Here is a 13,612-nt window from a genome sequence, read left to right as displayed (position 1 = left end):
TCTAACGCAGCACGCCGTCGAGCAGCGGCATGCCGATAATGGCAGCCGCCGCGATCAGCACGTAGCAGGCGATGCGGAAGGTCCGTTCCTCGGCAAGCCCGAACAGTTTCGAGCCGCCATAGAGACCGAGCGCATAACTCGGCAGGACGACGACGGTGAGCGCGAAGACGGCGGGCACGAACAGGCCGCCGATATAATAGCTGATGGCGCTGAACACCGACGAGATCGAAAAATACAGCACGACATTCGCTCTGACACGCGCGAAGTCGGTCTTGCCGCCGAGCCAATAGGCGACGACAGGCGGCCCGCCGAGCTGCGCGGCGCCGCTGAAAAGTCCGGCAATCAGGCCGACGCCGCTGCTGAGCGGCGCGGACGGCGCGCCGTGGTAGCGCCATCCCGATACGAGAAGCGCGAGCAGACAGATGGCGATGATCGTGATGCTCCAGCGCAGCAGCGTCGGGTCGAGCAGCGCCAGCAGCGCCGTGCCGGCCGGGACGCCGAGTGCCGCACCGGCCGCCATGACGAAGACCTCGGACCGGTTGGCGTCGCGCCAGGCGGGTGGGATCATCCCCAGTGTGGCGATGCCGTCGATGACGAGCAGGATCGGCGAGACCAGCTTCGGCCCGACGATGGCACCGCCGAGCGGGACGAAGATCAACGCTGCGCCGAAACCGGAAAAGCCGCGAGCTAGCCCGGCGATCAAGGCAAACGCCATCAGCGCATAAATGCCGTGACCGGGTAGGGCGGCGGCAAACCACGCCTGCATATCGGCGACAAGCCTATCCAGCATCGTGGCCTCAGCTGGCGAGCATCAGGTCCATGTTCTGCACGGCAGCACCCGAGGCGCCCTTGCCGAGGTTGTCGAGCAGCGCCACCAGATTGACCTGGGAACCACCCGGCGTACCGAAGACGAAGAGCTTCATCGTGTCCTTGCCCTCGAGCTCGACGGCGTTGACGCGGGGCAGCGCCTTGCTTTCGGCTAGCGGCACGACGGTGACGATGTCCTGCCCGGCATAATGGGCGACGAGCGCGGCATGGATGCTTTCCATCGTCGCGCCCTCGGCGAGATTGTCGAGATGCAGCGGCACCTGCACGATCATGCCCTGTGCGAATTTGCCGACCGACGGCGAGAAGATCGGTGCGCGGTCCAGCAGGCCGTGCACCATCATTTCAGGCACGTGTTTGTGGGTCAGCGGCAGGCCGTAGAGAAAATGCGGCGCGGTGATCGCGTCCGGATGATCCGGGTTTTCCATCTGCGCAATCATCTGCTTGCCGCCGCCGGTATAACCGGAGACCGCGTTAACCGTCACCGGATAGCCATCCGGCAGAATGCCGGCGGCGCGAAGCGGCCGGATGAGGCCGATCGCGCCCGTGGGATAGCAGCCGGGGTTCGAGACAAAGCGGGCGGAAGCAATTTTCTCGGCCTGCTCCTTGTCCATTTCGGCAAAGCCGTAGGCCCAGCCGGGATTGACGCGAAAGGCCGTCGAGGTGTCGATAACGCGGACGTTATTATTGGCCGAGACCATCTGAACCGCTTCCTTCGACGCGTCGTCGGGCAAGCAGAGGATGGCGATGTCGGCGCCGTTCAGCATGTCTTCGCGCATGGCGGCATTGCGCCGCTCGGCCTCGGGAATGGACAGAAGCTCGACATCGCGGCGGCCGGCCATGCGCGTGCGGATCTGCAGACCCGTTGTGCCGTGTTCGCCATCGATGAAGATTTTCGGTGCCATGTTAGACCTGCGCTTTCAATGGGTTCTGAGGATTTCCGGATTCAATTTGAACGATGATAAATCAGCCTTGTGACACCGCAATGGCGCGTCGCTCGGCATGAAGGCCAAGCATATACATTGCCACCGTTGCCCCCGCAATGGCGGTGATATCGGCATGATCGTAGGGCGGCGACACTTCGACCACGTCGGCGCCGCGGATATCGAGCTGGTGCAGACGCTGCAGCACCGAGAGGATCTTGGCGCTCGACGGTCCGCCGGCAACCGGCGTGCCGGTACCCGGCGCAAAGGCCGGATCCAGGCAATCGATATCGAAGGTGAGATAGGCAGGGGCGCCGCGCGTATGAGAGATGATTGCCGAGGCGATGTCGCCGGCATTCATGTCTTCGACCTGATGACCATAGAGAATATTGAGGCCGCAATCCTCCGGCGCATGGGTGCGGATGCCGATCTGGATCGAGCGGTCAGGATCGATGATGCCCTCGCGCACGGCCCGCGCCACGAAGGAGCCGTGGTCGATACGCCGCTCTTCGTCGAACCAGGTATCCTGGTGAGCGTCGAACTGCACGAGTGCGAGAGGCCCGTGTTTTGCCGCATGGGCTTTCAGCAGCGGCCATGTGACGTAGTGATCGCCGCCGAGCGTCAGCAGAAAGGCGCCGCTGTCGAGGATCGCGTTTGCCTGGCGTTCGATGGCACCAGGTGTGTCCTGATGATTGCCGTAGTCGAGCAGGCAATCGCCATAGTCGATCACCGCCATGTCGGCAAACAGTTCGCGGTTGAAAGGATATTGCGCATCATTGTCGAATATCGCCGAGGCGCGCCGGATCGCCTGCGGGCCGAAGCGCGTGCCCGGCCTGTTCGATGTGGCGGCGTCGAAGGGGATGCCCCAGACGGCGACATCGACGCCGGTAAGCTCCTTGGTGAAGCGGCGGCGCATGAAGGACAGCGCGCCGGCAAAGGTGGGATCGCTGGCGGCCGAAGTGAGGGTGGTCGCCGTGAAGGCATGATCGATGGTCTTGTTTGCCAAGGGGGGCTCCTTCTCTGTGGGCGCTAACGTAGTCGCGTTCGATGTCACCCTATATTGCCTAGCCACCGGTCACGACCAAACCGCCTGATCGCGTCCGCCCGATCCTGCCCCGAAAGGAACGGATGTTTCCTTTCGGGGCAGGTAAGGGGTAGGCGAGGTGCGCCGAGATTTCAAGCGATGCCTCGCTTGACGACCGCTCTGCGTTTTAAGCTGCCGCCATTCCTCGGCAAATTCCTCAGACGGCCTTCCGCGCTAGCTGGCGCAATCCAGCCAGCGTTATCAGCGCTGCTGCGCCGGTATAGGCTGCGAGCGGCCACGCCGTGTTCCCGTCGAGCAGAACCACGAACAATGTGCCTGCAACAGCGACCAGCAGGCCTTCGACGCAGAAGTAGAGCGCCACGGCTGTTCCCGCGGTATTGCCGAAAGCAGCAAGCGCACCATTGGCCGTGACGGCTGTCGCAAAGACAATGCCGATCGCGATGATCCACATCGGCAGGATGAGGCCGATAAGCGGTGCCTGCAGAAACATCTCTCCTGTGCCAAGCAATACCGCGCCGATAAGCAGCATCGCCATGCCTCTTGCGAGACTGCCTGCGATGCCCCAGCGTGTGACGAAGCGGCTGGCAAAGCGCGCTGTCACGATCATCACCAAGGCCACCGAGGCAAAGATGAAGCTGAAGGTGATGCCGGAAAAGCCGGCCCGATCGATCAGGATGCGGGGTGCGGTAGAGAAGAAGACGAAGAAGGCTCCCATCGCCGCGCTGAAGCCGGTCGTGTAGATCCAGAAGGGCAAGCTCGCGAGGATCGGGCGTATTGCGATGGTTGTCGCCGTCGTAGCGGGGCGGGTTTCATGCCACCGCATGCCGGCATTGAGAATGGCGACGATCGACAGCAGGCCGATGACGAGAAAGATGGCTCGCCAGCCATAGTGGTCGGCAATCACCGCACCGACGACCGGCCCGAACGCAGGCACAAGCGATAGCAGGGAACCGAGCAGGCTATAGATCACGCTGCTTTCCGGCCGTTCGGCGTAGACGTCGCGCACTGTTGCGAAGGTGGCGACAAGAGCCGCTGAGGCGCCGATCGCCTGCAACAATCGCAAGGCCACGAAGAGGAGTGCGGATGAGGCCCCGGCAAGCAGAAGGGACGCAAGGGCAAAGAGTGCCGCACCAGCGAGAAGAACGGGCCGTCGCCCGACGATATCGGAGATCGGACCAAAGACAATCTGGCCGACGCCGAGCACAAGCATGTAGAGGCTGAGGGTCAACTGGATGACTTCAGGCGAAGTGCCGAGCGCCTGGGGCATCGTCGGCACGACCGGGAGATAGATGTCCATGGCAAGCGACGCCAGGATGTCGAAAGGAGCCATCAGCAACAAGCTTGCCGGCAAGGAATAATTCCACGACGGAATTTTCGGATAAGACATGGGTAAGATCCGCTCAAATGATTTTCATTCGGCGGCGATCTGTCTTTCATCAGTATCGGATTTGCTGGGACAGATGCCGCAACAACAGCGCAAAGTTGTTGCGGCTTAGTTGTCTGCGGACTTAGTTGTTCCCATGATGCGACCTTGATTGGGGCTCCGCTCGTTCGCGAAGCGTTTGGTCGGATTTCTACCAGCAGAACCGGAGTGCGGCAATGGCGACCGGCGAGGCGATGCCGGGATTCATCGAACGCCCAAACAAAAAGGCCGGGTTTCCCCGGCCTTCGTAAATTCCCGTCTGTCCGAAGCGATTAACGCTTGGAGAACTGGAACGAGCGGCGGGCCTTCGCCTTGCCGTACTTCTTGCGTTCGACGACGCGGCTGTCGCGGGTCAGGAAGCCGCCCTTCTTCAGCACCGAGCGCAGGCCCGGTTCGAAGTAGGTCAGCGCCTTGGACAGTCCGTGGCGAACAGCACCGGCCTGGCCGGAGAGGCCGCCGCCGGCAACGGTTGCGACGATGTCGAACTGGCCGTCACGGGCAGCCGCGACGATCGGCTGGCGCAGGATCATCTGCAGCACCGGACGGGCGAAATATTCCCCGAATTCCTTGCCGTTGATGATGATCTTGCCGGAGCCCGGCTTGACCCAGACTCGGGCGACGGCGTTCTTGCGCTTGCCGGTGGCGTAGGAGCGGCCGAGCGAATCGACCTTGCGGACGTGGGCCGGAGCAGCAGCTTCGGAAGCCGTGCCGAGATCCTTCAGGGAGGAGAGGTCAGCCATGATCAGGCGCTCCTTACGTTCTTTTTGTTGAGCGCGGCAACGTCGAGGGCGACCGGCTGCTGGGCTTCATGGGGATGGTTGGAGCCGGCGTAGACGCGCAGGTTCTTCATCTGGCGACGGCCGAGCGGGCCGCGCGGAACCATGCGTTCGACGGCCTTTTCGAGGACGCGCTCGGGGAAGCGGCCTTCGATGATCTGGCGTGCGGTGCGTTCCTTGATGCCGCCGGCATAGCCGGTGTGCCAGTAGTAGACCTTGTCGGAATACTTCTTGCCGGTGAAAACGACCTTGTCGGCATTGATGACGATGACGTTGTCGCCGTCGTCAACGTGGGGCGTGAAGGTTGCCTTATGCTTGCCGCGCAGGCGCATAGCAATGATGGAAGCGAGACGGCCAACGACCAGCCCTTCGGCGTCGATGATCACCCACTTCTTCTCCACCTCTGCAGGCTTCTGTGAGAAGGTTGCCATAGTGAATACTCTCTTTTAGGACCCTTGGCCCGAGGGCTTTAAGGGCGTTTCTTGTTGCTTGGATTGGCAAGCGCGAACCTGCCAAAAAGAAAGCAGCCCGGACAGGCTGCGTTCTGGCGCGGTGTATAAAGGCAATGTGACACAGGGTCAATATCGGCCTTCGCGACGATCGGAAAAAAGAACAAATGAAAACAAGCGGTTAGCTGTGTGGTGTTGTGGTACCCCACATTCGGGCTGAATATTTGCCCTGTTTAATGTTTTTAGCGTTGCCCGCCTGGTATCGAAAACCATCGCTAATCCTCAAAGGCACGCAGGCATTTTATCATTTCACGAAGGCCGCGTGTCAGATGTTTGTCCCGGCGAAGAACCATGCCGAGGCGGCGTGTCAGCCTCGGTCGCAGCGACGATGTCGTCAGGAGACCTGCGCGGTCGCGTTTCACCGCCAGCCCCGGCAGGATCGACCAGCCGAGTCCGACGGCCACTAGCTCCTTGATCGCCTCGATACTGCCGAACTCCATCGCCGGTCGGATCCTCGTATCCGGGGCGGCCAGCCAGGCGTCGATTGCCCGCCTCGTATTGCCGCCCTCGTAAAGCAGCAGCGTCCTGTCGCGCATGAAGACGGCGTCCGGTCCACCCTTGGGCACGGGGCTGCCCGCAGGGGCGACAGCCAGCAATTCCTCCTCGTAAAAGGGTTCGATCTCGAAGTTCCGTCCCGATGCCGGCAGGGCCACGACGGCGATGTCGAGACTGTTGGCTTCCAGATTGCGCAGAATATCGTCGGCATTGCCGATCGAGACGGTGATTTCGAGGCCGGGCATGGACTGCCGGGCGGCGGCGATGGCGCGGGGAAGCAGATGGATCGATGCCGTGCCGCCGCTGCCGATGCGCACCCGGCCGCTGGAGCCATCCCGGTGGGGCATCATCGCTTCTTCCGCCGCGGCTGCCTGCTGAAGCAGACGCCTTGCATGCGAAAGCAGGTCGATGCCCGCCGCCGTCGGTTGCGCCTGCCGCCCGACGCGCTCGATCAGCCTGACGCCGAGCCGCTGTTCGAGCCCCTTGATCTGCAGGCTGACGGCCGGCTGCGTCACGCCTTCCTTGTCGGCCGCGGCCGTAAAGCTCCCGAGGTCGGTGACATTGATGAAGGTTGCGAGCTGATCGAGATTGAGGAGCATGCCAAAGAAATCCTTATGCATATGATAATATCCATAAGCTTCTTTCGCTGCGCCTTCCAGCGCATCTTTCGTCCATCAGGAAAGGATGAAGAGATGACCGTGGAATTCGACGAAAGCTTAGAGATACCGCTCAGCGCCCTTCGCCTGAAACGCCGCGAGACGGCGCGCTGGGGCAGGCGGCTGCTGGCGGCCATCGAGTGCCGGCTCGAAAAGCGTCGCAGCCGCCGCAAGCTTTCGGAACTCACCGTTGACGAGCTTCGCGATATCGGTCTGACCCCTGCGCAGGCGAGGGCAGAGAGATCGAAATCATGGTTCTGGTTTTGACCGCGACGGCGGATCCTGCTCGAAATTGGCGGCGCCTTGTGGCAGAACGGATGTGTGGAAATCGAGCGCAGGGAGCAGCATCATGGCCGAAATCGTATCCTTCCGAAAGGAAACGGACGGGACGGATGGATTGTTGCTCCGCTCGTTGCGCGACGGCGTGCTGCGGCTCGTGCTTAACGACCCGCCGGCCAATGTGCTTTCGATCGCGCTTCTCGAAGCGCTGATGGCTGAGCTCGAAAAGGCGGAGGCGGATTTGGATGTGCGCGTCGTCGTCATCGCCTCCACCGGCGTCGTCTTTTCCGCCGGCCATGACCTCAAGGAACTCACGGCCCATCGCGTCGACGAAGATCAGGGCGCCGCTTTCTTCGAGAAAAGCTTCCGGCTTTGCGCCGATTTGATGCTGAAGATCGCGCATCTGCCAAAACCTGTCATCGCCGAGGTCGATGGGCTTGCAACGGCTGCGGGCTGTCAACTCGTCGCCTCCTGCGATCTGGCGATCTGCACCGACACTTCGACGTTCTGCACGCCGGGCGTCAATATCGGCCTGTTCTGTTCGACGCCGATGGTGGCCGTTTCCCGTGCCGCGCACCGCAAGCAGGCGATGGAGATGCTCTTGACCGGCGAGACGATCGATGCCTCGACCGCCAAGGATTTCGGCCTCGTCAACCGCATCGTGCCGAAGCAATATCTGGCGCAGGTCGTTTCCAAATATGCCGCCGTGATTGCCGGCAAATCGCCGCTGATCCTGAAAATCGGCAAGGAAGCGTTTTATCGGCAGCTCGAACTGCCAGTGGAGGCGGCCTATGACTATGCCGCCAGGGTGATGGTGGAAAACATGCTGACTCAGGACGCGCAGGAAGGGATCGGCGCCTTTCTCGGCAAGCGTAAGCCGGAATGGAAGGGCGAATGATCAGGCGAGTTTCAGAACCAGCACGCCGATCGCGATGACGACCCCGGCGACGTAACGCCAGATGCCGGCTTTTTCCTTGAAGACGGCAACGGAAAGCACCAGCGCAAAGAGGATCGAAGTTTCCCGCAGTGCGGCAACGGTCGCCACCGGCGCCTTTGTCATCGCCCAAAGTGCCAGTCCATAGGATGCAATCGATCCCGCGCCGCCGATCAGGCCGCGCCACCAGTTGCGGCGAACGTGATGCAGCACCATCAAGCTGCCGCGCTGCGACGCCGCCCAGGCAAACAGCAGTATCGGCGGCAGCAGCGACATCCACAACGTATAGGAAACCGCATTGCCTGAAAGACGTGCGCCGATGCCGTCGACATAAGTGTAGCTGGCGATGACGAAAGCATTCGCAATGGAGAAGGCGACCGCATGGCCGCTGCTGCGCCGAGCTTCCAAGGCGAGCGTCAGGACGCCGGCTGAAATCGTCATGATCCCGGCAAGAGCGGCGCCGGAAAGATTTTCGCGCAGGACGACACCGCTTGTTGCGGCGACCAGCAACGGCGCGCAACCGCGCATCAGCGGATAGACGAGGCCGATATCACCGGCTCGGTAGGCGGCGGCAACCAGCTGGAAATAGGCGAACTGCAGGATGGCCGAGGCGCCGATGAACGGCCAGGCTGCGCTTTGCGGCAACGGCAGAAATGCCAGAAACGGCAACGCGGACACTGCGCCGCCGGCCGAAATCAACGCCGCATCCAGGGATTTATCGCTTCCCGCTTTGACGATCGCGTTCCATGTCGCATGCAGTAGCGCACCGAACAGAACGAGCAGGATGACGTCGAGAGGCAAGGGATAAATCCGGTGCTGCGGAGGAAGGCCAAGCGCCTCGCCTCGACGGGGCAGAATTCTGGAAAGACAACTGATATTTGCACGAAAATGCATTGCCGCGGTCGCGGATGCGTTTTCGGGTTCAATATCATCCTTTCAGTATGCAAACAATGGCGGGGCCTGACGACAAGTTTTACGTGCGCGCGATATGCGTTCAATCCACGCGATCTCCTCAACTATGAGATGTTTCTAATGGACGAGAGAACGCATCGTGATCTTATGGGGAACCGAAGGAGAAAACGGCTGGGAGAAATCCGGAGCGGTTCTTTCTATGCTGCTGAAATACAGATATTATTCTATAACTTTGACATACACGAAAAAAGAAGCTTTAGATTGTATATTCTCGGATAAATCGCAGCGCGCGATTGAACTCTAAGCCTGTTTGCAAGCGCGAAAGGCGAACGGTGCCTGCAGGGCGCGCGGCGGCGGCGACGTCAGAGCTGATGATGCGGAATGACGAGCATCCCGTCAAGGTTGTCTATGCTCTGGCAATTCAGAACCGGGCAGCGGGGATCATCCTTTGCCGGGATATGAGTCCATTCCGCATAATCGGTTGCGTCGCAATAATTGCTGTTGCGGACGTAGCGATCATAAAGCGGCAGCCCGCGGGGAGATTGGTAGCGGAAGATGACGGCGCCCTGATTGTGGATGGCCGCCCGCACGTTGGCGCAGCTCATGGTGAGCGGATTGTAGCGCGAGATCGCCGCTGCCGATGATGCGGCGAGCACAAGCATGACGGCAAGAGCAATTTTTCTCATTGAATCATCCTCAGGGCCATTCAACTCCTATATACGCAAAACACGTGCAGCCGGTTTTGCCGAAATGCAAAAAATGCCGGCGGGCTCAAAGGCATTCCCGGAATGGAGAAACGGAAATGGATCACGACGCCTACACGGATGATTATCTCGCCGGAATCCTGCAGTCGGTAAAGACCATCGCGCTGACCGGTGCCTCGCCCAATCCGGCCCGGCCGAGCAACGGCGTCATGGGCTATCTGCTGTCGCGCGGCTATGAGGTCATTCCCGTCAATCCGGGGCAGGCGGGCAAACAGATCCAGGGCCGCACCGTCTACGCCCGGCTTGCCGACGTTCCGGTGCCGATCGATATGGTCGATGTCTTTCGCGCTGCCGAATATCTCGATGGGGTCGTTGAGGAGGCGTTGGCGCTAAGGCCGTTGCCGAAGGTGTTCTGGGCTCAGCTTGGCGTCCGCGACGATGCCGCGGCGGCAAAGGCGGAGGCTGCCGGCATTAAAGTGGTGATGAACCGCTGCCCGGCGATCGAATATCCTCGTCTCATTGCCTGAGCAGGGCTGCCCTGAGACGGATTTTCCACCGAACGCCCAAGGTTGAAACGGATCGCGATTAACTTTCGTAGGCGACAAGCTATGATCCTGCCCCGTGAGCAACAATTCGGAGGGCGACATGGCCAAGAACGATCCTGGATTCAACACCTTGGCGGTCCACGCAGGCGCACAGCCCGACCCGGCGACCGGCGCACGGGTGACGCCGATCTACCAGACGACCGCTTTCGTCTTCAACGATTCCGATCACGCCGCCGCCCTCTTCGGCCTGCAGGCCTTCGGTAATATCTACACCCGCATCATGAATCCGACGCAGGCCGTGCTCGAGGAGCGCGTCGCCGCGCTGGAGGGCGGCACGGCGGCCCTTGCCGTCGCCTCCGGCCACGCGGCGCAGATGATCGTCTTCCACACCATCATGCGCCCGGGCGAAAATTTCATCGCCGCCCGCAAGCTCTATGGCGGCTCGATCAATCAGTTCGGCCATGCTTTCGAGAATTTCGGCTGGCAGGTGCGCTGGGCCGATTCCGCCGATCCGGCGAGCTTCGAAAGCCAGATCGACGACAAGACCCGCGGCATCTTTATCGAAAGCCTTGCCAATCCGGGCGGCACCTTCGTCGATATCGCCGCCATTGCCGACGTCGCGCATCGCCACGGCCTGCCGCTGATCGTCGACAATACGATGGCAACACCCTATCTCATCCGTCCGATCGAGCACGGCGCCGATATCGTCGTGCACTCGCTGACGAAATTTCTCGGCGGCCACGGCAACTCCATGGGCGGCCTTGTCGTCGACGGCGGCACCTTCGACTGGTCGAAGTCAGGCAATTACCCGATGCTGTCGAGCCCGCGACCGGAATATAACGGCATGGTTCTGCACGCGACTTTCGGCAATTTCGCCTTCGCGATCGCTGCCCGCGTGCTCGGCCTGCGCGACCTCGGCCCGGCGATTTCGCCCTTCAATGCCTTCCTGATCCTGACCGGCATCGAGACCCTGCCGCTCAGAATGCAGCGCCACAGCGACAATGCCACCGCCGTCGCCCGGTGGCTGAAGGCGCACAGCAAGATCGCCTGGGTGAATTATGCCGGTCTCGAAGACGATCCGAACCATGCCCTGCAGCAGCGTTATTCGCCGAAGGGCGCGGGCTCCGTCTTCACCTTCGGTGTCCGGGGCGGTTATGAGGCTGGCAAGACGCTGGTGGAAGGACTTGAGCTCTTCTCCCATCTTGCCAATGTCGGCGACACCCGCTCGCTCGTCATTCATCCGGCCTCGACAACGCATCGGCAGCTGAGCGACGAGCAGAAGATCGCCGCCGGTGCCGGAGCCGACGTGGTGCGCCTTTCCATCGGCATCGAGGACGTCAAGGACATCATCGCTGATCTTGAGCAGGCGCTCTCGAAGATCTGATGTAGTTCGTCACATACCTCTGACACCTACGTCAGTTCCTTTGACAACTTTTTTGAGCAGGTTGTATTGAGTCGACCGCCGAAAACCCCTGAAAACAGGGCGCTTTCGGCGGTCGAACTTCGAAAAAAGCAGTCTTCTGAAATTTTTTTTGGTTGTGCTCGAAGGCCGTTTTGTTAACCCATTGCCGCGCGACAGAGGTCGCGGGAAGCCCGCCGGAAGACCGATGCAGGGGTGGGTCTCCCCCCGGTCACGACCGAACCACCTCAATAGGCCGCCTCCAAAAAATCATAGAACTCGCGGTCGCGGCGGACCATGTGGAGACCGCTCGGATGGAGCCGCGCCGCAGGGCGACATAATTTTTATCGAAGACCCCGCCGTGCGGCGTAATTGAAGACATTACTGTGAAGTCCGCAATTCGAGAAACTCAATCGGCCTCCGGTACGCCGGGCTCATACGACGGGCGAAGTGTCGACTGAGATCGACTAGAACCCCCTCAGGCTTCCGTAACGTCGGCCGCGCAGCATGTCGACGCGCCTGCTTTGAAATATAGACCCCGACGGAAGATGGCGAGACGAGCCAGCACGGCGTGAGAATCTGAGAACTCGCGGTTTTCGACAGAAGGACACAGGCGTTCCTGCAATGGTCGCGTCGCGACCGCAGCGTGAGAATGGACGGGTGCGGAAAAGTTAACGCCGGGCTGTCGTGGTGCCGATGAAGCCGAAATCGGCTCGAATGGCGTTAAGTTCTCTTTAAGGGGATGACGACAAGCTCAATCCGGCAAAACGAACTCGACCACGATCCATTGAATTTTCGGGGAGGAGGAGAGAGCCGGCCAAATGGTTTGGCGACCGGCCCGGCTCTCTCATTGCCATCCTTCCGCAAAGAGAAAGGAGGTATGCATGCTTGTCTAAGCCTTCTCACTATGACTGGTGGAAGTTAACGCATCGTTGACACGTGGCGACACCCGTGTGCGCGACCGGCTTTCCGTGCCCGCCAGCATTGTGGCCTCTTGACATTTCAATTGTGTTCGCTATTTGTTCCAGTCGATCGTTGATTGACGGCGATGCCGCCCCGATCCGAACCGCAGGAAGAGCAATGTCGAACATGATGGTTTCAACAGTCCGAATATAAAGCCGACCGCGAAAACGGAACGCTTACGGCTGCCATCTGAATGACAAGTCCACTAGCTCAGCGGGTCTCAATGAGAAAACTTGCCTCCTCCACCTTCCGAATAGGTCGCTTAGCGGCCTGACGTGACGTCACTCTGTTTTGTTCAGCGTTAACCGGCCGTCCTGCGCGCCGGGATGGAGAACTGCGTAATGTTTGTTCGGATCAAACCAAGCCCGCCACCGTTCGAGATTTCTACCGCCCGAGCCGAAAGCCTCGGCGTTTCCGCGAAGACGATCGCTGAGATCGCCGTCCTCACCCCTAGCCAGAAAGGCGAAGCCGAACGCGCGGCACGAGGAGGCAGCAATGAGAGGTAGTTTGCCGTACGGGTTCGAACCTGGCCATGAGCCTGTCTTCCAGGTCCCGAAGCGAAAGAAGGCCGGGGGTACCCCGAGCCATGTGCCCTCTCGGAAGTCCGTTTCCGGGAGTGGCATTCGCGCTGCCGAGCCCTTGATGCGGGACTACCTGTGGCACCTGGAAGTCGACCCTTCCGTTTGTCTGATCTCGCCATATCCATTGAAGCTCGAGTATCAGACGTTCGACCGCTACGGTCCGAACGGGACGGCCACTCACATCCCGACACTTGGCATCCTGAAGGCAGACGGGGCCGTGGTCTATGCCGATGTCGTCTCGGAAGCCATGTTGAAGGAACAATGGTACCGCGAGCGGCGCAGAGCGCAGCTCGAAGCGGCATACGCGGACCAATTCGGGGCCAGCTACTCGATCATCACCGAACTCGCTCTTCACATCCAGCCTCGCATGGACAACGTCCGCCGCCTCTGGCGGGATAACCGCACCCGCGATCCGCAGGCCATGAGCGCCGTTCGGCGGGTCGTCGATGGGCATTCTGCGGAAGCCACGACCATCGGCCACATTGTCGATCAGGCCAACTATGGCGACCGCGAGGCAGCCGTCGCTTCCGTGCTTCAGCTTGCGATCTCAGGAGAAGTCCAAATCGATCTTGGGACGCCCATCTCCGAAAATACGGTTGTCACCTTTGCGACCGCTGATTGCTTCGACGGGGAGGGCTGAGAC

Annotated in this window: 14 protein-coding genes; 5 read left to right on the top strand and 9 right to left on the bottom strand. The window is 60.8% G+C overall.

The window, feature by feature from the left end:
* Position 1 precedes the first annotated feature (1 nt).
* The 7 genes from QWJ46_RS05720 to QWJ46_RS05690 form a co-directional block, all read right to left on the bottom strand.
* Entirely contained in the window at positions 2 to 790 is a 789-nt protein-coding gene (locus QWJ46_RS05720) for a sulfite exporter TauE/SafE family protein (protein WP_302749645.1), read from the bottom strand.
* A gap of 7 nt (positions 791 to 797) precedes the next feature.
* The gene (argC, locus tag QWJ46_RS05715; protein WP_302749643.1) at positions 798 to 1,730 is read right to left on the bottom strand and encodes an N-acetyl-gamma-glutamyl-phosphate reductase; all 933 of its coding nucleotides are present in this window, start codon (positions 1,728 to 1,730) and stop codon (positions 798 to 800) included.
* Positions 1,731 to 1,791: 61 nt separating this feature from the next.
* Positions 1,792 to 2,754, bottom strand: coding sequence for an agmatinase (gene speB, locus QWJ46_RS05710; protein WP_302749641.1), 963 nt, complete (start codon positions 2,752 to 2,754; stop codon positions 1,792 to 1,794).
* 235 nt (positions 2,755 to 2,989) lie between these two features.
* On the bottom strand, positions 2,990 to 4,180 hold the full coding sequence (gene cml / locus QWJ46_RS05705; RefSeq protein ID WP_302749639.1) for a CmlA/FloR family chloramphenicol efflux MFS transporter: 1,191 nt from the start codon (positions 4,178 to 4,180) through the stop codon (positions 2,990 to 2,992).
* Positions 4,181 to 4,488: 308 nt separating this feature from the next.
* On the bottom strand, positions 4,489 to 4,956 hold the full coding sequence (rpsI, locus tag QWJ46_RS05700; RefSeq protein ID WP_302749638.1) for a 30S ribosomal protein S9: 468 nt from the start codon (positions 4,954 to 4,956) through the stop codon (positions 4,489 to 4,491).
* Positions 4,957 to 4,958: 2 nt separating this feature from the next.
* Positions 4,959 to 5,423 carry a 50S ribosomal protein L13 gene (gene rplM, locus QWJ46_RS05695; RefSeq protein ID WP_012483399.1) on the bottom strand — a complete coding sequence of 155 codons (465 nt, stop codon included), beginning with the start codon at positions 5,421 to 5,423 and terminating at the stop codon, positions 4,959 to 4,961.
* A gap of 293 nt (positions 5,424 to 5,716) precedes the next feature.
* Positions 5,717 to 6,616 carry a LysR family transcriptional regulator gene (locus tag QWJ46_RS05690; protein ID WP_302749625.1) on the bottom strand — a complete coding sequence of 300 codons (900 nt, stop codon included), beginning with the start codon at positions 6,614 to 6,616 and terminating at the stop codon, positions 5,717 to 5,719.
* Positions 6,617 to 6,688: 72 nt separating this feature from the next.
* Between QWJ46_RS05690 and QWJ46_RS05685 the strand changes: the two genes are divergently transcribed.
* Together QWJ46_RS05685 and QWJ46_RS05680 are read left to right on the top strand one after the other, a co-directional pair.
* Complete coding sequence (locus QWJ46_RS05685) at positions 6,689 to 6,919, top strand: DUF1127 domain-containing protein (RefSeq protein WP_184453012.1); 231 nt, start codon at positions 6,689 to 6,691, stop codon at positions 6,917 to 6,919.
* 82 nt (positions 6,920 to 7,001) lie between these two features.
* On the top strand, positions 7,002 to 7,829 hold the full coding sequence (locus QWJ46_RS05680; protein ID WP_184453010.1) for an enoyl-CoA hydratase: 828 nt from the start codon (positions 7,002 to 7,004) through the stop codon (positions 7,827 to 7,829).
* Here QWJ46_RS05680 and QWJ46_RS05675 read toward each other — a convergent pair whose 3' ends face one another.
* Complete coding sequence (locus tag QWJ46_RS05675) at positions 7,830 to 8,666, bottom strand: EamA family transporter (RefSeq protein WP_184453008.1); 837 nt, start codon at positions 8,664 to 8,666, stop codon at positions 7,830 to 7,832.
* A 473-nt stretch (positions 8,667 to 9,139) separates the two neighbouring features.
* Entirely contained in the window at positions 9,140 to 9,463 is a 324-nt protein-coding gene (locus tag QWJ46_RS05670; RefSeq protein WP_184453006.1) for a hypothetical protein, read from the bottom strand.
* 116 nt (positions 9,464 to 9,579) lie between these two features.
* Here QWJ46_RS05670 and QWJ46_RS05665 point away from each other — a divergent pair, with 116 nt between their 5' ends.
* The 3 genes from QWJ46_RS05665 to QWJ46_RS05655 all read left to right on the top strand — a co-directional run bounded on the left by QWJ46_RS05665 (position 9,580) and on the right by QWJ46_RS05655 (position 13,609).
* Positions 9,580 to 10,008: a CoA-binding protein gene (locus tag QWJ46_RS05665; protein ID WP_302749620.1), complete on the top strand. Its 429-nt coding sequence runs from the start codon at positions 9,580 to 9,582 to the stop codon at positions 10,006 to 10,008.
* A 118-nt stretch (positions 10,009 to 10,126) separates the two neighbouring features.
* Complete coding sequence (locus QWJ46_RS05660) at positions 10,127 to 11,410, top strand: O-acetylhomoserine aminocarboxypropyltransferase (RefSeq protein ID WP_302749619.1); 1,284 nt, start codon at positions 10,127 to 10,129, stop codon at positions 11,408 to 11,410.
* A 1,620-nt stretch (positions 11,411 to 13,030) separates the two neighbouring features.
* Positions 13,031 to 13,609 carry a hypothetical protein gene (locus tag QWJ46_RS05655; protein ID WP_302749618.1) on the top strand — a complete coding sequence of 193 codons (579 nt, stop codon included), beginning with the start codon at positions 13,031 to 13,033 and terminating at the stop codon, positions 13,607 to 13,609.
* Positions 13,610 to 13,612: the final 3 nt, after the last annotated feature.

The organism is Rhizobium sp. CBN3, from assembly GCF_030518245.1.
Lineage (GTDB): Bacteria > Pseudomonadota > Alphaproteobacteria > Rhizobiales > Rhizobiaceae > Rhizobium > Rhizobium aethiopicum_A.
This window is presented reverse-complemented; position numbering and strand designations above follow the sequence as displayed.